The 21183-nt window shown below is 71.0% G+C and carries 15 protein-coding genes; 9 read left to right on the top strand and 6 right to left on the bottom strand.

The window, feature by feature from the left end:
• Positions 1-238 precede the first annotated feature (238 nt).
• Complete coding sequence (locus ACZ6BB_RS01830) at positions 239-610, bottom strand: hypothetical protein (RefSeq protein ID WP_471613358.1); 372 nt, start codon at positions 608-610, stop codon at positions 239-241.
• Between the two features lie 121 nt (positions 611-731).
• The gene (locus ACZ6BB_RS01825; RefSeq protein WP_471613357.1) at positions 732-1739 is read right to left on the bottom strand and encodes a hydroxyacid dehydrogenase; all 1008 of its coding nucleotides are present in this window, start codon (positions 1737-1739) and stop codon (positions 732-734) included.
• Positions 1740-1894: 155 nt separating this feature from the next.
• Between ACZ6BB_RS01825 and ACZ6BB_RS01820 the strand changes: the two genes are divergently transcribed.
• The 6 genes from ACZ6BB_RS01820 to ACZ6BB_RS01795 all read left to right on the top strand — a co-directional run bounded on the left by ACZ6BB_RS01820 (position 1895) and on the right by ACZ6BB_RS01795 (position 10955).
• On the top strand, positions 1895-3142 hold the full coding sequence (locus ACZ6BB_RS01820; RefSeq protein ID WP_471613356.1) for an FAD-binding protein: 1248 nt from the start codon (positions 1895-1897) through the stop codon (positions 3140-3142).
• A 207-nt stretch (positions 3143-3349) separates the two neighbouring features.
• Positions 3350-4639: an ROK family transcriptional regulator gene (locus ACZ6BB_RS01815; protein WP_471613355.1), complete on the top strand. Its 1290-nt coding sequence runs from the start codon at positions 3350-3352 to the stop codon at positions 4637-4639.
• A 249-nt stretch (positions 4640-4888) separates the two neighbouring features.
• Positions 4889-6154, top strand: coding sequence for an ABC transporter substrate-binding protein (locus ACZ6BB_RS01810; protein WP_471613354.1), 1266 nt, complete (start codon positions 4889-4891; stop codon positions 6152-6154).
• A 20-nt stretch (positions 6155-6174) separates the two neighbouring features.
• Positions 6175-7143 carry a carbohydrate ABC transporter permease gene (locus ACZ6BB_RS01805; protein ID WP_471613353.1) on the top strand — a complete coding sequence of 323 codons (969 nt, stop codon included), beginning with the start codon at positions 6175-6177 and terminating at the stop codon, positions 7141-7143.
• Between the two features lie 59 nt (positions 7144-7202).
• On the top strand, positions 7203-8018 hold the full coding sequence (locus tag ACZ6BB_RS01800; RefSeq protein WP_319692373.1) for a carbohydrate ABC transporter permease: 816 nt from the start codon (positions 7203-7205) through the stop codon (positions 8016-8018).
• 21 nt (positions 8019-8039) lie between these two features.
• Complete coding sequence (locus tag ACZ6BB_RS01795; protein WP_471613352.1) at positions 8040-10955, top strand: glycoside hydrolase family 2 TIM barrel-domain containing protein; 2916 nt, start codon at positions 8040-8042, stop codon at positions 10953-10955.
• A gap of 354 nt (positions 10956-11309) precedes the next feature.
• Here the strand turns inward: ACZ6BB_RS01795 and ACZ6BB_RS01790 are convergent, their stop codons facing one another.
• Both ACZ6BB_RS01790 and ACZ6BB_RS01785 read right to left on the bottom strand, forming a co-directional pair.
• Positions 11310-11816: a hypothetical protein gene (locus ACZ6BB_RS01790; RefSeq protein ID WP_471614096.1), complete on the bottom strand. Its 507-nt coding sequence runs from the start codon at positions 11814-11816 to the stop codon at positions 11310-11312.
• Positions 11817-11824: 8 nt separating this feature from the next.
• Positions 11825-13534, bottom strand: a complete 1710-nt coding sequence (locus ACZ6BB_RS01785) for a PHP domain-containing protein (RefSeq protein WP_471613351.1) — start codon at positions 13532-13534, stop codon at positions 11825-11827.
• A gap of 272 nt (positions 13535-13806) precedes the next feature.
• Between ACZ6BB_RS01785 and ACZ6BB_RS01780 the strand changes: the two genes are divergently transcribed.
• Together ACZ6BB_RS01780 and ACZ6BB_RS01775 are read left to right on the top strand one after the other, a co-directional pair.
• Entirely contained in the window at positions 13807-15126 is a 1320-nt protein-coding gene (locus ACZ6BB_RS01780) for a jacalin-like lectin (RefSeq protein ID WP_471614095.1), read from the top strand.
• Positions 15127-15297: 171 nt separating this feature from the next.
• Complete coding sequence (locus tag ACZ6BB_RS01775; RefSeq protein WP_471613350.1) at positions 15298-15882, top strand: TetR/AcrR family transcriptional regulator; 585 nt, start codon at positions 15298-15300, stop codon at positions 15880-15882.
• A gap of 299 nt (positions 15883-16181) precedes the next feature.
• On the opposite strand, the gene ACZ6BB_RS01770 is transcribed toward ACZ6BB_RS01775, so the two are convergent.
• Both ACZ6BB_RS01770 and ACZ6BB_RS01765 read right to left on the bottom strand, forming a co-directional pair.
• Entirely contained in the window at positions 16182-17933 is a 1752-nt protein-coding gene (locus ACZ6BB_RS01770; RefSeq protein ID WP_471613349.1) for a DUF2264 domain-containing protein, read from the bottom strand.
• Between the two features lie 247 nt (positions 17934-18180).
• Entirely contained in the window at positions 18181-19227 is a 1047-nt protein-coding gene (locus tag ACZ6BB_RS01765) for a rhamnogalacturonan acetylesterase (protein ID WP_471613348.1), read from the bottom strand.
• A gap of 189 nt (positions 19228-19416) precedes the next feature.
• Here ACZ6BB_RS01765 and ACZ6BB_RS01760 point away from each other — a divergent pair, with 189 nt between their 5' ends.
• The gene (locus tag ACZ6BB_RS01760; protein WP_471613347.1) at positions 19417-21177 is read left to right on the top strand and encodes a rhamnogalacturonan lyase B N-terminal domain-containing protein; all 1761 of its coding nucleotides are present in this window, start codon (positions 19417-19419) and stop codon (positions 21175-21177) included.
• Positions 21178-21183: the final 6 nt, after the last annotated feature.

Here is a 21183-nt window from a genome sequence, read left to right as displayed (position 1 = left end):
GTATGCCTCCAGCGGTCGGGCGGAGGGGTGGGGGGTGGGGGCGCGTCGGCGAGAGCGGCTCGGAGGGGTGGGAGGGGGCTGCCTGCTCGTGCGGCTCCCCACGCTGCTGGAGCCGGGGAGCCGGGGAGCCGGTGGCCCGCCGGGCCGGGGACTGCGCCCCGGCCCGCTCGGCGGCCCCTGGGCCGTCACGGGTGCGGGAGCCGCGCGAGCAGCGGGCCACGTGGGCCTTCCCGGGGGGTCAGCAGTCGCGCAGCGGGTCCGTCTCGCTGTAGATGGCGGTGTCCTTCATCCAGCCGCCCTGGCCGTTGTCGGCGACGGTCTTGATCCAGCGGGTCGGGTGCGGTCCGCCCACCCAGGCCTGGTTGTCCATCTTGCAGAAGAACCAGCTCGGATTGGTGTTCATGGTCCCGACGACCTGGTTGGGGTTGGGGTACAGGGGGTTGTTGCCCACGGAGCCGTACACCGGGGCGCCGGCGACGTTGTTGCACCAGTACCTGATGCCGTCCTCGTGCCGCCAGCAGGCGGACGCGGCGGACGCGGACGGCGCCGCGAGGGTCGTGCCGAGCGCGGCCGCCAGGCCGGCGGTGGCGACCAGCCATCGAAACCTCATGTACGTGTTTCCCTTCATGTCATGACATGAGCCCTTCGGCCCAGTCCCGCACCGAAGCCTGCCGACTCACGGGGCTCGTCCGCACCCCCTTTCGACCAGCGTCGAAAACCGCTGGTGGACGTCATGCCATCCGTTCCAGCGCCGACCGGTCCAGCGCGTACGCCGGCTCCGCTCCGGCGGCGAGCCGTTCGGCCTCCTCCGTGACCGCCAGGCCGAGGCGGGCGACCTCGTTGCCCTGGGAGCCGGCCAGGTGGGGGGTGACGAAGGCGTTCGGCAGGTCGAGGAGGGGGGAGTCGGCCGGCAGTGGTTCGGGGTCGGTGACGTCGAGGATCGCGGAGAGCCGGCCGGTGCTTAGCTCGTCGACGAGCGCGTCGTGGTCGACGAGCGCGCCGCGCGCGGTGTTGACCAGGACGGCCCCGTCGGGCATCAGGGCGAGCGCACGGCGGTCGAGGAGCCGGTGGGTCTCGGGGGTGTCCGGGGCGTGCACGGTGACGATGTCGGAGGTGCGCAGCAGCTCGTCGAGCGGCAGCAGCGGTACGCCGAGGGCGGCGGCCCCGGCCTCGTCGACGTAGGGGTCGGTGAGGGTCACCCGCAGGTCGAAGGGGTGTAGCAGCTCGATGACACGGCGGCCGATGCGGGAGGCGCCGATGACACCGACGCGGCGGCCGTGGTTGCCGATGCCGGGGACGAACCCCCAGCCCGGCGAGACGCGCTCGGTCCGCAGGCGTTCGCGGTGGTTGAGGATGTCCTTGCCGGCGAGCAGGATCATGGCGAGCGTGTACTCGGCTACGGGCACGGCGTTGGCGTCGGCGGCCGTGGAGACGACGATCCCGCGCTCCCAGACGTCCGGGGTGACGAACCCTTTCACCGAGCCCGCCGAGTGCAGGATCGCCCGCAGCCCGGGCGCGGCGTCCAGGACCGCCCGGTCGATACGGGGGCAGCCCCAGCCGGTGACCAGTACCTCGGTCTCGGCCAGTACCTTGCGCACCCGGGGGTCGGAGAAGTCCTCGGCGACCAGGGCGGGATCGATCTCGACGGTCTCGCGCAGCCGTGACAGCACCTCCGGCGGGAAGACCTGCGGAACGTTCTCGGCCGTCATGGCGAACAGAGCGAGCGGACGCTCGGGCAAGGAAGGACCTTCCGGCTGAAGGAGGAGGTGGCGGCGGTAGCAACCGCTCTCTACCGTAGGCAGGCGCTCCCGAGAGGGTCAATGAACGGGTACCGGCCCGGAGCGGAGAGGATGACCACGACAGCTACGGCTCACGGAGCGCGGAGGACAGCCGCATGACGACGGAGACCCTGACCAACTGGGCCGGGAACATCACGTACACCGCGAAGGAGCTGCACCGGCCGCACTCCGTCGACGCGCTGCGGGCCCTGGTCGCGGGCAGCGAGCGCGTGCGGGTGCTGGGCAGCGGGCACTCGTTCAACGAGATCGCGGAGCCCGGCCCCGAGGGCGTCCTGCTCTCCCTGACCGGGCTGCCACCGGCGATCGACGTGGACACGGCGGCCCGAACGGTACGGGTCGGCGGCGGTGTCCGGTACGCGGAGCTGGCCCGAGCGGTGCACGCGCGCGGTCTCGCCCTGCACAACATGGCCTCCCTCCCGCACATCTCCGTGGCGGGCTCGGTGGCCACCGGCACCCACGGCTCGGGCGACCGCAACGGCCCGCTGGCGGCGGCCGTGCGCGAGGTCGAGCTGGTCACGGCGGACGGGTCGGCGCTGACCCTCACGCGTGGCGACGACCGCTTCGGCGCGGCGGTCACCTCGCTCGGGGCCCTCGGCGTGGTCACGGCACTCACCCTCGACCTGGAACCCGCCTTCGGGGTGACTCAGCACGTCTTCGGTGAACTCTCCCTGGACGGGCTGGACTTCGCCGCCGTGTCGGCGTCGGCGTACAGCGTGAGCCTCTTCACCCGCTGGCAGCACTCCGGCTTCGACCAGGCATGGGTCAAGCGGCGGCAGGACCGGCCCACGACGGACTTCCCGTGGGCCGAGCCGGCGACCGAGGCGATGCATCCGGTACCGGGAATGCCGGCGGTGAACTGCACCGAGCAGTTCGGGGTGCCCGGACCCTGGCACGAGCGGCTGCCGCACTTCCGGGCGGAGTTCACGCCGAGCAGCGGGGAGGAGCTGCAGTCGGAGTATCTGATGCCGCGCCCGTTCGCCCCGGACGCCCTGCGCGCGCTGGACTCGATCCGGCACACGGTGGCACCGGTGCTGCAGGTCTGCGAGGTCCGGACGATGGCCGCCGACGAGCAGTGGCTCAGCCCCGCCGAGGGCCGGGACACGGTCGCGCTGCACTTCACGTGGATCGCGGACGCGGCGCCCGTCCTGCCGGTGGTGCGGCGGGTGGAGGAGGTGCTCGCGCCGTTCGAGGCACGACCGCACTGGGGCAAGGTGTTCACCGTGCCGGCTGCCGGACTGGGGCGGCTGTACCCCCGGCTGGGTGACTTCCGGCGGGTGGCCGACGGGCTGGACCCGGCGGGCAAGTTCCGCAACGCCTTCGTCCGGGAGGTTCTCGACGCGTGAGGCACGTCAGGCGCGTGTACCGGTCGGCCCGCGCGGGCCCCGCCGTGACCCGTCGCGCCGTCGGTCTCCGGCCATGGGCACGCGATTCACCGGGCGACTTCGTAAACCCCCTTTCCTAACCCCTTGTAGAAAGCCCCTTCCGCGCCATAGCCTTCGACCGCGCCGGGGCAGCAGGCCTCGTCATGGCCTGGAGGGATCGAGGGGATCATGTCGTCGGTGAAGCGCACCTCACGCGACATTCGCACCGCGAACCGTTACGAGGTGCTGCGCCAGATCATCGCCAAGTCTCCCACCTCCCGGCAGGAGCTGGCGGCGGCCACCGGGCTGAGCCTGGCCACGGTCGCCACGCTCGTGGGCGAGCTGCTGGACCTCCGCATGATCACCGAGGTCGGGTTCGAGGACTCGGCCGGGGGCCGCCCCCGTGGGCTGGTGGCCGTCAACGCGTCGGGGGGCGCGTTGATCGGCGTCGACATCGCGGAGACGTACGTCCATGTCGAGCTGTTCGACCTGGCGCTGAACGTCCTGGCCCGGGCCGAGGAGGACGTCCGCCCCGGCGAGAACCTGCCCGAGCAGATGGTGGGGCACGTGGCCGCCGCCGTCGGCTCGGTGGTCGCACAGGCCGGCATCGAGGGCGCCAGGGTGCTCGGCGTCGGGGTGAGCGTGCCGGGGCAGGTGGACCGCGCCACCGGCATCTCGGAGTACGCGCCGAACTGGGACTGGCATGACGTGCCGCTGCTCGACCTGCTGACCGAGCACATCGCCTACCCCCTGTACCTGGACAACCCGCTGCGCGCGGTCGCGGTGGCCGAGCTGTGGTTCGGAGCGGCGCGGGGGCGCGGTGACGCCGTGATCGTCAACCTCGGGACCGGCGTGGGAGCCGGGCTCGTCCTGGGCGGCGGGCTGCACCGGGGCGTGAGCAACAGCGCCGGGGAGTGGGGCCACACCACGATCGTGCTGGACGGCCGATTGTGCCACTGCGGCAACCACGGGTGCGTGGAGACGTACGTGGGCGCCCCCGGGATCATGCTGAACCTCCGGGAGCTGAGTCCGCGCAGCACCCTGCTGCACCCCGAGGACCAGACGGCCACCATCGCCGCGCTCGCGCGCGGGGTGGCCCGGCAGGACCCGGTGGCGGTCAAGGTGGTGCGGGACACCGCCCGCTACCTGGGCGCGGGCATCGCCGACCTGGTCAACCTGTTCAATCCCGAGGTGGTCGTGCTCAGCAGCTGGGTCGCGGCCGCCCTGGGCGAGCCCCTGGTCGCGGAGGTGCGCGAGGCCGTCGCCCGGCACGCGCTGCCGCGCCCGATGGCCGCCACCGACATCGTGCTCTCCCTGATCCCGACCGACCCGGCCTGCCTGGGCGCGGCGACGTTCGCGCTCGAAGGCGCGCTCCAGTCGGTCGGGCAGAAACCGGGCCGACGCGCCGCCCCGGGCAAGCCCGCCGTACGCCACCGAGGGCGCTCCGAGGAGCGCGAACGGCTGCGCCCGCACCCCTGAGCCGAGGGCCGCCGGACCCTGACCCGGCGGCCCTCACCCCCACGTCAAATCCACAGCACCGCACGGACGTTCGGAACACCGAACCGAATACAACGCTTCGAACAGACTTCGTCCAACCCCTTGCCGAAGCCTTAGCCGAAGGTTAACGTCCCGCACCGCAAGCCCCTTTGAGCCACTGGGTCAACAGGCACTGAGCCGCAGAGCCTTCAGGCACAGCGCCACAGCCGTACTCGAGACAAGGACGTCAGCATGTCGGCAATGAGCAACAGCAACTTCGACCGCCGCTCCGTACTGCGGGCCGCCATGGGCCTGGCCGCCGCCGGCGGTCTGGCCGCATGCGGCAGCAACACCGGTCGGAGCAACGGCGGGGGGTCGGGCGCCGGTCTCACGCAGTACTTCCACGCGTACGGCGAGGCGGGCACCGAGCAGGCGATCAAGAAGTACGCGAAGGCCTACAAGGGCGCCAACGTGACCACGCAGTGGATCACCGGCAACAACTTCGAACAGAAGCTGTTCGCGGCGCTGCTCACCAAGAACGCGCCTGACGTCTTCGAGTTCCACCCGCAGATCCAGCTCATCAAGAGCGGTCAGGTGGCCGACCTGACCGACATCATCGAGCCGGTCAAGGACGACTTCAACCAGGCCGACATCGCGTCGCACACGGTCGACGGCAAGATATACGGCGTCCGCATGATCGACGACCCGCAGTTCTTCTTCTACCGGCCCTCGGTGTTCGAGAAGGCGAAGATCGAGGTGCCGCAGACCCTGGAGGAGCTGATCGCGGCCGCCGACAAGCTCACCACCAAGAAGGTCAAGGGCGCCTTCCTCGGCAACGACATCACCACGGTGCAGAACCCGCTGATCTGGTCGGCCGGCGCGGACACCCTCAGCGCGGACAACAAGCCCGCCTTCAACACGGACGCGGTCGCCGAAGGCCTGAAGCAGCTGCGTGGCCTGTTCACCAGCGGCAACCTGCTGCTCGACGCCCCCACCGACTGGTGGGACCCGTCGGCCTTCACCCAGGGCCTGACCGCGATCCAGTGGTGCGGCATGTGGGCCATGCCCGCGATGATCGACGCGCTCGGCGACGACATCGGCGTCTTCCCCTTCCCGAAGGTCGGTTCCGCGGGCAAGCAGTCGGTCACCAACGGCGGCTGGTCGATGTTCGTCAACGCCAAGGGCGACAACGTCGAGGCGGCCAAGGAATACGTCAAGTGGCTGTGGATCGACCAGAAGGAGTACCAGGAGGACTGGGCGCTGTCCTACGGCTTCCACATCCCGCCGCGCGCCTCCATCGCCGAGTCCGCCACCAAGCTGAAGACCGGCCTGCCGGCGGAGGGCGTCAAGCTCTTCAACGAGTTCGGCCACTTCGACAACATCGGCTGGACGCAGGCGATGATCTCCGCGGTCAACGACGTGATGGCGAACTCCGTCCGCAAGGACGGTGACCCGAAGGCCCAGCTCGCCGCCGCCGAGAAGAAGGTCGACACCGAGCTCAAGAAGCTCTTCGGATAGGTCATCGGACGGATCTCGACATGTCGACCACCACCACGCGCGGGGTCGCCTCCTCCCCCGCCCCGGCCAAGGTCTCCCAGGACCGGCCGAGGCGGGGCCTGCGGGCGAACAGCACCTTCAACTTCTGGCTCTTCACCGGGCCGTTCCTCATCGGCCTGGTGATCTTCGTCTTCGTGCCGATCGGCTGGAGCCTGTATCTCAGCTTCTTCGAGGCACGGTTCACCGTCACGCCGAGCGAGTTCGTCGGCCTGGAGAACTACCGGCAGATCCTGTCGGACACGGACTTCAGGAACTCTCTGGTCACCTTCACCGTCTTCGCCGCGATCATCGTGCCGGTCACCTGGGCGTTGTCCCTCGGGCTGGCGCTCCTCGTGAACCGGCTGCGGTTCATGCGGGCGTTCTTCCGGTCGGTCTTCTTCCTGCCGACCGCGGTCAGCTACGCGGCCGCCGCCCTGATCTGGAAGATGTCCATCTTCAACGGTGTCCGCTTCGGCCTGGCCAACACGGTCATCGGCTGGTTCGGGATCGAGAACATCGCCTGGCTGGGCAACCCCGACCCGCCGTGGTACTGGCTGGTCATCGTGACCGTCCGGCTGTGGCTGCAGTCCGGTTTCTACATGATCCTCTTCATCGCGGCGCTGCAGAACATCCCGCGGGAGCTGTACGAGGCCGCCTCCATCGACGGTGCAAAGCCGGGCTGGCAGACCTTCTGGTACATCACCCTGCCCCAGCTGCGCGCGACGTCGACCGCGGTGATCCTGCTGCTGCTCATCGCCGCCTATCAGGCGTTCGACGAGTTCTTCATCCTGCTCGGCAAGGCCACCTGGGGCATGCCGCCGCTGGTCGAGCTGTACAAGATGGCGCTGGGCGAGAACCAGAACTACGGCGCGGGCAGTGCGGGTGCGCTGGTCCTGACCGTGCTCATCTGCCTCGTGACCCTGTTGCAGGGCAAGATCATGGGCTTTGGAAGGGGTGACGAGTCCCAGTGACCACCACCACAGCACCCGACGTCAGGAAGCCGGCGAAGAAGAAGCGCGTCGGCGGCGTCATGGGCAACACCGGTCTGTACATCGCGACGGGCGTGGCCGCCCTCCTCTTCCTCGTCCCGTTCTATCTGATCCTCCGCAACGCCTTCATGACGGACCCGGAGATCACGGGCGAGGAGTGGAAGTGGTTCCCCACCGACATCCAGTGGGGCAACGTCAGCGAGCCGTTCGACGACGTCACGGTCGACTTCGCCCAGTCGATGTGGAACTCCCTGGTCGTCGCCGTCCTGCACACCGCGGGCATCCTGCTGATCTGTTCGCTGGCCGGCTACGGCCTCGCGCGCATCCCGTACAAGCACGCCAACAAGGTCTTCTACCTCGTCCTGACCACCCTGATGGTGCCCACGGCCGTCACCTTCGTGCCGAGCTTCGTGCTGGTCTCGTCGCTCGGCTGGGTGGACACCTATCGCGGTCTGATCATTCCGGGCCTGTTCAGCGGTTTCACCTGCTTCCTGTTCCGGCAGTACTTCCTGGGGTTCCCCAAGGAGCTGGAGGAGGCGGCACGGGTGGACGGGCTCGGTTACATGGGCGCGTACTGGCGGGTCGTCGTACCCAACTCGCTGAACTTCTTCGCGGCCATCGCGACGATCACCTTCATCGCGGGCTGGAACGCGTTCCTGTGGCCCCTGGTCATCGGGCAGGACCCCAGCGCGTGGACGGTGCAGGTGGCGCTGTCGTCGTACGCGACCAACCAGACCGTCAACTACCACCTGATCTTCATGGCCACGGCCATATCCATCCTGCCCCTGGTGTTCGTCTTCCTCTTCCTCCAGCGCTGGCTGGTGCAGGGCATCGCGCAGACTGGGATCAAGGGCTAGGAAGAATCAGCAAGGAGACCGATGTCTTTCCGCACCACCGGTACCACCGCCGCCACGACCGCCACCGGCACATCCGTCGACTACGTCGAGGACGTCTCGCCGGGCAGCGGGGCCCTGCCGCCCCGCGCCTGGTACGCGTCCTCCGACGCCCGGTCGCTGTCGCTCAACGGGAGCTGGCGCTTCCGGCTCTCCCCCACCGCCGACGCCGAGGACGACTCGTTCGCGGCTCCGGGGTACGACGCCGGGGGCTGGGGCGAGGTGGCGGTGCCGGGCCACTGGGTGCTGCAGGGGGACGGGGCCTTCGGGGCGCCGATCTACACCAACCACCTGTACCCCTTCCCGGTGGACCCGCCGAGGGTGCCGTCGGAGAACCCGACCGGCGACCACCTGCGGTTCTTCGACCTTCCCGAGGGGTGGCCCGCTCTCGACGAGGGCGGGGCGGTGCTGCGGTTCGACGGTGTGGAGTCCTGTGCCCGGGTGTGGCTGAACGGCACGGACATCGGTGAGTTCAAGGGGTCCCGGCTGCCGCACGAGTTCGCGGTCGGGCACCTGCTGAAGCCGGCGGGGAACGTCCTCGCCGTCCGGGTCCACCAGTGGTCGGCGGGCTCCTACCTGGAGGACCAGGACCAGTGGTGGCTGCCCGGCATCTTCCGGGACGTCACGCTGCTGCACCGCCCGGCGGGCAGCGCCCTCGACTTCTTCGTGCACGCCTCCTACGACCATGTGGGCGGCATCGGGACCCTGCGTGTCGACTCCGACGTCGACGGCCGGGTCCTCGTGCCCGCCCTCGACATCGATGTCGCGGCCGGTGAGCCGGTGACGGTCCCGGTCGAGCCGTGGACCGCCGAGAGTCCGAGACTGTACGACGGTGAGCTGGTCACGGCGGGCGAGCGCGTCCCGCTGCGGATCGGATTCCGCACGGTCGTGCTGGAGGACGGTCTGCTCAAGGTCAACGGGAAGGCGATCCTGTTCAAGGGCGTCAACCGGCACGAGTGGCACCCCGTGAAGGGCCGCACGCTCGACCTGGAGACCATGCGCGAGGATGTGCTGCTGATGAAGCGGCACAACATCAACGCCGTGCGCACCTCCCACTACCCGCCGCACCCGGCCTTCCTCGACCTGTGCGACGAGTACGGCCTGTGGGTGATCGACGAGTGCGACCTGGAGACCCACGGCTTCACCGAGCAGAACTGGCGGGACAACCCCGTCGACGACGACCGCTGGACCCCCGCCCTCCTGGACCGCGCGGCCCGGATGGTCGAGCGCGACAAGAACCATCCGTCGGTGGTCATGTGGTCCCTGGGCAACGAGGCGGGCACCGGCCGCGGCCTCACCGCCATGGCCGAGTGGATCCACGGCCGCGACGGATCACGTCTCGTGCACTACGAGGGCGACTGGGACTGCCGGGACACCGACGTCTACTCCCGGATGTACGCCGACCACGCCGAGACCGAACTCATCGGCAAGCGCCTGGACGGCGGCCCCCTCAGGCGCCGGCAGCTTCCCTTCATCCAGTGCGAGTACGGCCACGCCATGGGCAACGGCCCCGGCGGCATCGCCGACTACCAGCACATCTTCGAGGCGCACGAGCGCATCCAGGGCGGCTTCATCTGGGAGTGGATCGACCACGGGATCACCCACCCCGAGCTGGGCTACGCCTACGGCGGCGACTTCGGCGAGGAGCTGCACGACGGCAACTTCGTCTGCGACGGCCTGATCTTCCCGGACCGGACGCCGTCCCCCGGCCTGCTGGAGTTCAAGAAGGTCATCGAGCCGGTCCGCATCGACGGCGACGGTACGGCCGGGACCGTCCGGGTGCGCAACGCGTACGACTTCGCGGACCTGTCCGGCCTGGCCTTCGAGTGGTCGTACCAGGTCGACGGGAAGACCGTGGAGGCCGGCGCTCTCTCCGTGCCCGCCCTGAGGCCCGGCGAGTCGGCCGAGGTGAAGCTGCCGCAGCCGCCGACCGGCGGACCGGCGGGCGAGGCGCTGTGGACCGTACGGGCACTGCTGGCCAAGGACACGGCGTGGGGCAGGAAGGACCATCAGGTCGCCTGGGCCCAGCTGCCGGCCGGGGAGCGGCCGTCGCCGTCCGTCGCGCCGACCGACCGGCCCACGGCGAGCCAGAAGCTCATCTACCTCGGCCCCGCCTCCTTCGACGTCCGTACGGGCGCGCTGAAGACCATCGGCGGGCTCGATGTGACCGGGCTGCGTCTGGACGTGTGGCGGGCGCCGACGGACAACGACGACGGCGCCTCCTGGCGGGACGGTACGCGGTACAGCGAGCTGTGGCGCACGCTCGGCCTGCACCGGATGCGGCACCGTCTGGACGCGGTGGAGCTGGGTGAGGACGCGCTGACGGTACGGACGCGGGTGGCGCCGGCCGCCCGGGAGATCGGCCTGCGCACGGCCTACCGGTGGACCTCCGACGGCACCCGGCTGAGGCTGACCGTGTCGGTGGTCCCGGAAGGGCAGTGGACCGTCCCCCTGGCCAGGCTCGGCATCCGCTTCGGTCTGTCGTCCGCCGACGCCGTCAAGTGGTACGGCGGCGGCCCCGGCGAGGGCTATCCCGACACCCGGTCGGCGTCCCTGCTGTACCGCCACCACTCCACGGTCGACGAGCTGCAGACCCCGTACGTCCGCCCCCAGGAGAACGGCGCCCGCCCCGATGTCCGCTGGGCGGAGCTGGGCGGCCTGCGGATCGACGGCGACCCGGAGTTCTGGTTCACGGCCCGCCGCTGGACCACCGAACAGCTGGACGCCGCCGCGCACCTGACCGACCTCCGGGCCGGCGACACGGTGTGGGTCAACCTGGACCACGGCCAGATGGGCATCGGTTCCCAGTCCTGCGGGCCGGGCGCGCTGCCGCAGTACCACCTGCCCGCCGGGCCGGCGGAGTTCTCGTTCGTGTTCTCGACGACGGACTCAACGGGCTGATAGTCGGCCGACGCGGAGCGGCCGGCCGGCGACGCAGCCGACCGGCCGCTTCTGCGTTCGCCATGACGGGCGTGGGTCGCCGTCACCCGTTGCCGGACTTCCCGGCTCCCCGGCTCCCCGGTTCCCCGGCTCCCCGGCTCCCCGGCTCCCCGGCTACGGGCAGCTGGTGCGGGGGTCTGCGGGGTCCGTGGCGCAGGTGTGGGCTCGGCCGGACGACCACGGCGAAGAGGGCCCCGGCCACCTCGACCGGCTCCCGCCGACCGGGTCGCGCACGACGCGGCCCCTGCCTGCCGGATGAAGGATCTGCCGGTACGCCCGAGCCCCAGCCCCCGACGTGGGAGCACGGGCGCTGTGTCAGTGGTCCGCGCAGCACGGTGTCGGTTCGGGGACCTCGAAGGGGACGAGGGTGCCGCCGACGGCGGGCATGGCGGCGAGGACCAGCTCCCCCTCGTGCCAGTAGGGCCGTACGTGATCACATGTCACCAGCGGTGTGTCCGGCGAGGGCCGGCCGGGTGAGCCGAGGACGGTCACCCGGGAGATCGCGGAGCGGTCGAGCACGTCCGCGATCGTCAGCGTGCCGGTCAGGGCCGTGACGCCGGGATAGATCACGGCCCGGCCCATGGCGTCCGGGATGCCGGGTGCCCCTGTGAGGTCACGGGCGGCGAGCCGCTCCTGGACGGTGCTCAGGAGCGGCTCGGACGGCACCGCGAGGGACAGGGCGACCCGCGGGCGGTTTCCCCGCAGCAGGTGGGTGCAGCCGAACGTTCCCTCGGGCAGGGGAAGTTCGGCGGCCAACGCGTGGAGGAGGTGATCGGCGGCGCGCAGGTCCCGGATGTCGGCGTCCACGGTGAGGGCGTACATCGTCACGCTCACGAGGGCAGAACCCACACCGGGTTGGAGTAGAACCACAGGTCGCGCCACGGGTCGGCGTCACCGACGACGTCGATGGCGGGGCCCGCCGGGTCGACCGCCGCGCCCCTCGCTCCGACGGCGGAGCGGTTGCCGTCGCTGCCGCGCAGCCGGAGGTAGAGCGGGCGGTCGACCCGGCCGAGTCGGTAGGTGAGCCGGACCGTGCCGGTGGACTTGTTCACCTCGTACGACTTCACGACCTTGGCCGTCGGGGCGGTGAAGGTGTCCTTGTCGTCCGGGGTTCCGGTGACCTCGCCCCGGATGACGTCGACACCGGCCAGCTTGGGCACGAATCCTGCCCAGTTGGGGCCTCCGGCCAGGGCCACGTCGACGGTCAGGGTGACGTTGGCGCCCTTCCTGACGCGCAGGGCGCCGCCGAGGGTGGCCCAGCGGCCGCCGCCGGACACGCGGACGTCGAGGCCGCTGAGGAGTCCGCCGTGGTCGACCCAGACCCGGCCGGCGCGGATGCCGTCCATGACGGCGGCGTAGGAGAAGGCCGCGGCGCCCACGTGGGTGCGGCTGTACTGGCCGGGCCAGTAGTCGCCCTCGGTGAGGTCGATCCCGCCGCCGTAGACGGGGTCGGTGTGCTTGCCGTGCGCGAGGTAGTCGCTCTCCGGGCCGCCGCGCACCGTGGTGTCCGTGTAGACGTGGTGGGAGTCGGAGTTGGCGGTGATCCACCAGGGCTTGCCCTCGGCGAGGAGGCTGTCCCACAGTCCGCCGACCGTCGCGGTCATCCAGTCGAAGCCGCCCCAGGTGCGGTAGCTCTCCAGGGGATAACCGGCGAAGGAGTTGGCGCCCGGACTGCCGTCGTAGAGCCCCCGGGCACGGCCCATCCCGATCGTCTTCCCGATACCCGCGGCCTGGTGGCCCGGCGCGCCCTCCATGCCCACGGCGATCTGGTGACCCGACGCAGCGGTGGCGTCGCGCCAGTTGCGGATCTCGTGCGGGGAGTCGATGCCCTTGCGCGCGGGATGGTTCGCGAGCATCAGGACGTCCTTGACGCGGCGTCGCCGGACCTGCTGGGAGAGGAAGTCGAGCCCGGCTATGGCGAGCGCCTCGTTGGCGGGTGTCGAGTCGGTCGCCTTCTTCACACCGCCGTCGTACGAGGTCTCGAACTCCTTGAGGACGGAGACCTCGTTCCTGCCCGGGTGGACGAAGACGGTGCCGTGCTCGGCGCCGGGGATGTTCCACTCCAGGCCCTGGAAGACCAGGGTGTCCTGGTGGGCGGCGCGGGCCTCCTTGATGTCCGGGTTGACCTTCTCGACACCGATCCTGGCGTGGGTCTCGTTGCCGTGGTCGGTGATGACCAGCCAGTCCATGCCGTGCCGGGCGCCCTGGCGGACCTGGTCGACGACGCGGTACTTGCCGTCGTTGCTGTACTGGGTGTGGATGTGATGGTCGCCGGCCAGCCACAGGAATCCGCCGCGGCCGCGGGAGGCCGCGTGCGCCGGGGCTGCCGTCGTCGGCCCCAGGACGCTCGCGGCGGTCAGGCCCGCGCCGAGCAGGCCGGCACGGCGCAGCAGGGAGCGGCGCGAGCGCTGCTCGGGGGTCAGCGCCTCGTCGGGCACGGAGGCGTCGAAGGCAGGGGGGATCGCGGCGGCCGTTTCCCCGCGATCGTGATCGTGGTCGTGCCCGTGGTGGTGATGGCCGTGCGTGTGCCCGTGCCCCATGAAACGCCTCCCGGATGCCGCTGCCGTCCGCGGCTGCCTTCGCGACGCGACCGCGCCGCCTGTGGAGGATCGAGGGGTCACATGAACGTCGAACGATCACAGAGTGGCTGTCGAGTGTCATGGACACGACGGATCATCTCGTCCCTCACTGTTTCCCCAACCGACCTTGCACGTCACACTGATTGGCGTTGAACCTGAGCACCCCTCACCTTCCCCACGCCTCCCGGAGAGCCCCTATGCGTTCCACGAGCCCCATGAAGACCGCAAGCCCCCTGCGAAGACTGCTCGGCGCCTTCGCCGCCGGCGCGCTGGCCGTCACCGGTCTCGCCACCACCGGCGCGACCCCCGCGGCCGCGGCCACCAGCGGCAGCTTCAACGTGCTGACGTACAACGTCGCGGGGCTCCCCGAGGGCCTCAGCTCCGGCAAGCCCGCGACGAACACGCCGCTGATCTCGCCGCGTCTCGGGGCGTACGACATCGTCAACGTGCAGGAGGACTTCAACTACCACGCGGCCCTGTACGCGGGCGACAACCACCCCTACCGCACCGCGACCAGCGGCGGGGTGCCGTTCGGCGACGGCCTCAACACCCTCTCCGACTACGCGTTCGACGACTTCGAGCGGGTCAAGTGGAACACCTGCACCGGCACCAACTGCCTGACCCCGAAGGGCTTCTCCCTCGCCCGGGTGCGGCTCGACGACGGCGTCTACGTCGACCTCTACAACGTGCACACCAACGCCGACGACGACGACGCGGCCCTGGCCGCGCGCCGCGCCAACGTCACCCAGCTCTCGGAGTTCATCAAGGCGAACTCGGCGGGCAACGCGGTGATCGTCATGGGCGACACCAACACCCGCTACACACGCACCGGCGACAACATCCGCAGCCTGGTCGGTGAGAACGGCCTGACGGACCCCTGGGTGCAGCTGGTCAAGGGCGGCGTCGCCCCCGCGCTGGGCAGTGAACCGCTGGTCTGCCCGAAGACGGCCCCGGCCAACGGCTGCGAGGTCGTCGACAAGGTCCTCTACCGGGACAGCAACGTCGTCGATCTGACCGCGAACCGCTACAACGACGAGTGGGCGAAGTTCCTCGACTCCGCGGGCGGCAACCTCTCCGACCACTTCCCGCACACGGTCGACTTCTCCTGGAAGCTCAACCCGCGCCTGCGGGCCAGCGACTTCGCCGGCGGCCCGCACGGCACGGCGTTCAGCGACGCGGACGACCTGCCCTCGACGGTCTCGCCCCGCACCCTGACCCTGCGCGGCGCCGCACGTCTCGACGGGATCTCGCTCACGCACGACGGGGGCACGACGCTGGCCCACGGCGGTACGGGCGGCACGGCGGCCTCCCTCACCCTGGCCTCCGGTGAGCACCTGACCTCGGTGAAGCTGACGCAGGGCCAGAAGGACGGCCGTACGCGGATCTTCTCCGCCGCCTTCGGCACGGACAAGGGCCGCTCCCTCGCCGCCGGCACCGCCACCTCGGACGCGAGGACCTTCACCGCTCCCGCCGGCTGGCAGATCGTCGGCTTCACCGGGCGCGCGGGCGACGAGATCGACAAGCTGGGCGTGCTGTACGCGCCGATCGGCTGAGCACCACCCGCCACGGCGACGGTCCGGCCGGCCCTCCCCCGAGGTCCTCGGGGCGGGGCCGGCCGGACCCTCTCCACGGCGAGGGCCGCCACCGACGGAGCCGAGTACGGCACGGGGGTGCGCGGCCTTAACCTAGAGACCCTAGGTTCTCGTCCCGTCCAGAGGTGGCCCATGCCCCGAGCCGGTCTCACCCCCGACCGCATCACCGCGGCCGCCGCCGTTCTCGCCGACGAGGTCGGCTTCGAGAGCGTCTCCCTGTCCGCCCTGGCCCGCCACTTCGGGGTCAAGGACGCGAGCCTGTACTCGCATGTGCGCAACCTCCAGGACCTGCGCGGCCGGATGGCCCTGCTGGCCGGCGGCGAGATGATCGACCAGATCGCTGCGGCCGTCGCCGGCCGGGCCGGCAAGGACGCGCTCGCCGCCTTCGCCGGGGCCTACCGGGAGTACGCCCTCCGGCACCCCGGCCGGTACGCGGCCACCCAGCTCCCGCTCGCCCAGATCCCCGTCACCGACTCCCCCGCCCTGCGCCGCACCGCCGAGATCACCTACGGCATGCTCCGCGCCTACGGTCTCGACGAGCCCGATCTCACGGACGCCGTACGGCTGTTGCGCAGCACCTTCCACGGCTTCTGCGCCCTGGAGGCCGGGGGCGGCTTCGGTGCGCCCCGCGACGTACGCGTTTCCTGGGACCGGTGCGTCGAGGCGCTGCACCTGGCGCTCACCCACTGGCCCCGGGAGGACCCCGCTGGGGCGTAGCCCGGCCGGTGCCGGTCCGCCACGACCAGACATCCTTGAGATCTCGAGCGAGAGCCCGCCCGACGGCAACCGTTCGCCCTCCGGGGACGACCACCGGGCATGACACCTGCAACACCCACCACTGCGGGTCGCCCGGCCCGCCTCGGACGGCGTCCATGTCACCCCGCTGACGGCCGCCGGGAAGCGATCGGGCGCCGACGAGATCGTCGAGGCCCGGATCTCCGGCGACATCGCGGTCCTGAAGGACGGGACGCCGGCCTGGGCCTACGCCCCCGTCACCCCGTCCTACACGACCGCCCTCAACGGGGCGTCACCGACCACGAAGACGCTGAGGATCGCCCGTCTGACTCCGTGAGGACGAACGCGGCCCGCTCACCGTCGGCCCAGTCCACGGAGATCTCGTACGCGCCCCGCACCTCCACGGAGACCAGCTCCGGCATGGGCTGAGGGTCGGCGTCGGCGGTGAGGCGGGCGAGGGCGACGAAGAGGGTCGCGTCCGCGTCGGCCGTCTCACCGGTGAGGCCCGGCCCGGTGACGGCGCCCGACAGGCCGTGCACGGGATGCACCGCGCTCTGCACACCCTCCGCGGGCGCCCAGCCCGTCACCCGCACCGGCGTACCGGGGGCCGCCCCCGTCACCAGATGGGCCCGGACCTCGACGGCCCCCCGGGCCACCACCAGGCTGGTGACCCGGACACCGTCCTCGCCGACCGTGTGCCGGGAGGCCGCCCAGCCCTCCCCCACCCCCAGCGGTTCGATGTCCGTGCGGCCGGCGTCGCCGCCGACGGCCACGCTGTTGTCGTACGACTCGGCGGGCTCCGCCAGGGGCACGGGCTCCGTCACCGTCGAGTAGGCGAGCCGGGTGTAGAAGGGGTCGTAGCGGACGTCCTCGCTGCCGTGGTTGTGCAGGCGGACCAGACCGTCCGAACTCGTGCTCTGGAGAAGCCAGTTGGGCGGGCCGACGGGACGCAGCTCGTCCTCGTGCTCCACCGGGCCCGGTTCCTCCGTCGCCGTCCACACCTCGTGGTCCGCGGGCAGCAGGAGGCCGAGGAAGCCCTTGCTGGCCCAGTACGGGGAGGCGGGGCCCGAATACCCTTGCAGAACAGCGGAGTTCGGTCCGTGCCAGCCCAGCGACAGCAGGCCGTGCTCGTCGACCGCGCCCCGGTCGAGGAAGTACTTCAGCGCGCCCGACGCCAGTCGCCGTGTCCGGCCCGGCGACAGCGGCGTACGGCCGGTGAGGGCGCCCAGCCACAGCGGGACGGTCGTCGCGAAGCGGTAGGTGAGGGAGCGGCCCTGGTGCAGGGGGGCGCCGTCGCCGCCGAACATCCGGGCGTAGTCGGCGAGATGGACCGAGAGGCGGTCGCCGTAGTGTGCGAGGAGGCGGTCGTCGTGCGCGAGCCAGGCGTGCAGGACCGGGTAGAGGTGCATGGCCCAGCCGTTGTAGTAGTCGAACTTGCGGCCGTCGCCGTCGGTGTACCAGCCGTCGCCGAGATACCACTGCTCGATGCGGTCCAGGCGCCGGTCGATGACACGGCGGGCCAGCTCCGGTTCGTGGCCGATCTCTTCCAGGAAGCCGCCGACCGTCACCGGGAACAACTCCCAGTTGCAGGGCCAGGGTTCGGCGTGGAGCGCGTCGCCGAGCCAGGCCGCCGCGCGCTGGCGGACGTCGTCGTCGAGCCGGTCCCACAGCAGGTCCCGGGTCACGCGCAGGGCGAAGGCGATCGACGCGGCCTCGACGAGGGGCTGGCTGCGGTCCTCGATGCGCGGCCAGACGCCCGAGACTCCGGCCGCGAGGCCGTCCGCGTATCGCCCGAGCGCCTTCTCGTCGCGGCGGAAGGCGGCGAGCAGCAGCGTGCGGGCGTACCCCTCCAGTCCGTCGGAGAGCCGGCCCGACCAGCTGGCCCGGTCGCCGGGCAGCTGGTAGAGCGCCCCGTCGGCACTGGCGTACGGCTCCACGGCGGCCAGCAGCGCGTCGGCCGCCGCCTCCCAGTGGGCGCGGGTGTAGCCGGTGTACGGGCTGAGGGTGCGGTTGGCCTGTGGCGGGGAGGACATGTGGCGCGGGCTTTCTGACTGGGGGCCGGGGTGGGCGGAGAGGTCCGGGGTGGCGGGGTGCGTTGCCGGGTGCGGGTGGATGGGGGTTCTCGCGCGGCTCCCCGAGCCCCTGAAAGGCACGGAACCGCGCGACCGGCATCCACCCACCGCACCCGACGCGACACCTCACCCGCCCGAACCCTCCCGCGTGGAGAACTCACGTACAGACCTGGGGCGCCCCGGTTCCGGTCGGGACGCCCCAGGGGTCCTATCCCACCCTGGTCTTCCCCTCGGGCACCAGCCCCTGGGCGACGAGTTCGTCCCGGACGAGGCCGGCGTACACGGTCGCGCCGCGCACCGAGGTGTGGGTGTTGTCCCGCTTCTCGTTGTAGAGGTACAGCGCCTTGGACCCCTCGGTGCCCAGCGACTCCACCAGCGCCTTCGTCTTCGCGGTGAGGTCGATCAGGGGCACACCGCGGGCGGCGGCGACCGCGCGGGTCACCGCGGGGTGGTCGACGCCGAGGCCGTTGACCAGCAGGGCGGTGCCGTTGTCGAGGGTGCCGTCGGAGTTGAACCAGCGGCGGACGATCGGGGTGACCAGCACGGGCTTCCCGCCCTTCTCGCGGACGCCCGCGACCAGGGTTTCGAGGTTGGCCCGGTAGGTGGCCTCGTCGGTCTGCTTGTCGTTGTGGGCCAGCTGGATCAGGACGAGGTCGTTGCGGCGGATCCGAGGCTGGACGGTGGCCCACAGCCGGGAGTCGGCGAGGTAGGAGACCGTGCTCTCGCCGGAATCGGCGTGGTTGGCGACCGAGAAGCCCTTCCTGAGGTACTGCGGGAGCTGCTGACCCCAGCCGGAGTAGGGGTCACCGGGCTGGTCGCAGACCGTGGAGTCGCCGACGAGGAAGATCTGGTGGGCCCGCTCGGCGCGGGTCACCCGGATGTCGGCGAGGGCGGGGGCCGATCCGCCGACGAAGAGGTCCAGGCCGGGGGTGCCGTCGGGGCCGGTCGGCTCGCCCTCGGGGGTGCGGACGTCGACGGTGAAGCCGAGGCGGACGTGCTCACCGGCGTCCGTGGCCGTCTCCGCCAGGAGCGTGCGGCGCGTCTCGCCGGTGATGGCCGTGCTCGCCGCCGCGTCCCCGCCGAGGCGGACCCTCACCTCGTAGGTCCCGGCGGGGACGTCGAAGTGGCAGGAGTTCCCGGCGCAGTTCTCCGGGCCCAGCACGAGCCGGTCCGCCCGCGCCTCGGCCGGTACGGCCGTGAGGACGGAGCCCAGCGTCGTCGCCACCGTCAGCGCGGCGAGGGTGAAACGTCTCATTGCGGCTCCTCCGCGAGGTACAAAGCCCGGCGGCTGGACGGTACATGGTTCGACAAGCGCTTTCTAGAGGTGGTGCACCATTCACATGATTGTCAACTTCCGTCGCGCGAAAGCCCTTTCGCGAAAACGATTCAACTGTCACCCTTCCGAATCACCGCACTCCCCCCACGGCACCCGAGGAGGATCCCCATGTCCGAATCCCCGTCCCCGTCCGAGACCTTGTCCGAGGTCTCGCCCGAGGTCTCGTCCGGAGCCACCGGCGGACCGCCGGCCGCTTCCCGCCCCGCGGCCCGCCCCGGCCGGCGCGCGTTCGTCGTCGGTGCCGCCGCGACGGCCGCCGGCGCCGCGCTCACCGGCCCCCTGGCCGGCACCGCCCGCGCCGCGGCCTTCGGCTACACCGACGACGGCACCCACTACGTGATCGACACCGGCGCGAACCTCGTGTTCAAGGTCCGCAAGAGCAACGGCGACCTCTCCTCGCTCGTCCACCGGGGCACGGAGTACCAGGGCTACGGGGGCATGAACTCGCACATAGAGTCCGGCCTCGGCAGCTCGACCGTCACCATCAGGCAGTCCGGCTCGACGATCCTCGTCTCGGTCGCCCACGGCACGCTGAGGCACTACTACGCGGCCCGCAGCGGCGAGAACAACATCTACCTGTGGACCAACAAGGCCGACATCTCGGTCTCGGCGACCCGCTACATCGTGCGCGTGAAGGCGGGCCTCTTCCTCAACGACGAGCCCGACGCGTACACCTACGCGCCCACCACCATCGAGGCCTCCGACGTCTTCGCGAAGTCCGACGGCCAGACCCGCTCCAAGCACTACTCCAGGCTGCGGGTGATGGACTACGACTACATCGGCTGGAGGACCGGTTCGGTCGGCCTGTGGATGGTCCGCAGCAACCACGAGAAGGCCTCCGGCGGCCCCTTCTACCGCTCTCTGCTGCGCCACCAGAGCGCGGACGGCGGCGGCCTCTACGAGATCCTGTACTACGGCCAGAACCAGACCGAGGACCAGCGGTTCGGCCTCCAGGGGCCCTACGTCATCGCCTTCACGGACGGCGGGGCGCCCTCCTCGTCGCTGTTCCCGGGCACGCTGACCACCCCGTGGGCGGACTCGCTGGGCCTGTCCGGCCACGTCCCCGCGAGCGGCCGGGGCAGGGTCGCGGGCGTCGGCATCACCGGCCGGAACACGGCGTACGCGTACACGGTCGGGCTCGCCAACGCGGCGGCACAGTACTGGGGTCCGGCCCGGGCGTCGGACGGCTGGTTCTCCGTGGCGGGGGTGCTGCCGGGGACGTACACGCTGACGGTCTTCAAGGGCGAGCTGGCGGTGTACACCACCTCCGTGACGGTCACCGCGGGCGGTACGACGACACTGAACTCGATCGCGATCCCGTCCTCGAACGACCCGTCCAACGCGAGCGCGATCTGGCGGATCAACGACTGGAACGGCACACCGGGCGGCTTCAAGAACGCCGAGCTGATGACGTACGCGCATCCGTCGGACGTCCGGGCCGCCGCCTGGACCGGCAATGTGGTCATCGGCAGCGGCACCGAGACCTCGGGCTTCCCCTGCTACCTCTGGAAGGACGTGAACAGCGGTCTCCTCGTGTACTTCCGGCTGACCGCCGCGCAGGCCGCCGCCGCCCACACCCTGCGCATCGGGGTGACGACGGCCTACGCCAACGGCCGGCCGCAGGTCGTCGTCAACGACAGGTGGACCTCGGCGATCCCCTCTCCGCCCACCCAGCCGAACACCCGGTCGCTGACGAACGGGTCCTACCGGGGCAACAACCACACGTTCACCTACAGCGTCCCCGCGTCGGCCTGGCTGACCGACACGAGTCAGTACAACGTGCTGCGGATCAACGTGGTGAGCGGATCGGGGTCGACGTCCTATCTCAGCGCGGGAACGTCGATCGACGCGATCGACCTGCTCGGCTGAGGCTTC

Source organism: Streptomyces sp. NPDC041108, assembly GCF_055592645.1.
The sequence above is the reverse complement of the archived record's forward strand: the minus strand, read 5'-3'. Positions and strand labels throughout refer to the sequence as shown.

Excerpts from the sequence above, each read along its gene's own strand:
- ACZ6BB_RS01830 (WP_471613358.1), bottom strand. The coding sequence starts at position 610 with ATGAGGTTTCGATGGCTGGTCGCCACCGCCGGCCTGGCGGCCGCGCTC.
- ACZ6BB_RS01820 (WP_471613356.1), top strand. The coding sequence starts at position 1,895 with ATGACGACGGAGACCCTGACCAACTGGGCCGGGAACATCACGTACACC.
- ACZ6BB_RS01815 (WP_471613355.1), top strand. The coding sequence starts at position 3,350 with ATGTCGTCGGTGAAGCGCACCTCACGCGACATTCGCACCGCGAACCGT.
- ACZ6BB_RS01810 (WP_471613354.1), top strand. The coding sequence starts at position 4,889 with ATGTCGGCAATGAGCAACAGCAACTTCGACCGCCGCTCCGTACTGCGG.
- ACZ6BB_RS01805 (WP_471613353.1), top strand. The coding sequence starts at position 6,175 with ATGTCGACCACCACCACGCGCGGGGTCGCCTCCTCCCCCGCCCCGGCC.
- ACZ6BB_RS01800 (WP_319692373.1), top strand. The coding sequence starts at position 7,203 with ATGGGCAACACCGGTCTGTACATCGCGACGGGCGTGGCCGCCCTCCTC.
- ACZ6BB_RS01795 (WP_471613352.1), top strand. The coding sequence starts at position 8,040 with ATGTCTTTCCGCACCACCGGTACCACCGCCGCCACGACCGCCACCGGC.
- ACZ6BB_RS01790 (WP_471614096.1), bottom strand. The coding sequence starts at position 11,816 with ATGTACGCCCTCACCGTGGACGCCGACATCCGGGACCTGCGCGCCGCC.
- ACZ6BB_RS01785 (WP_471613351.1), bottom strand. The coding sequence starts at position 13,534 with ATGGGGCACGGGCACACGCACGGCCATCACCACCACGGGCACGACCAC.
- ACZ6BB_RS01775 (WP_471613350.1), top strand. The coding sequence starts at position 15,298 with ATGCCCCGAGCCGGTCTCACCCCCGACCGCATCACCGCGGCCGCCGCC.
- ACZ6BB_RS01770 (WP_471613349.1), bottom strand. The coding sequence starts at position 17,933 with ATGTCCTCCCCGCCACAGGCCAACCGCACCCTCAGCCCGTACACCGGC.
- ACZ6BB_RS01765 (WP_471613348.1), bottom strand. The coding sequence starts at position 19,227 with ATGAGACGTTTCACCCTCGCCGCGCTGACGGTGGCGACGACGCTGGGC.
- ACZ6BB_RS01760 (WP_471613347.1), top strand. The coding sequence starts at position 19,417 with ATGTCCGAATCCCCGTCCCCGTCCGAGACCTTGTCCGAGGTCTCGCCC.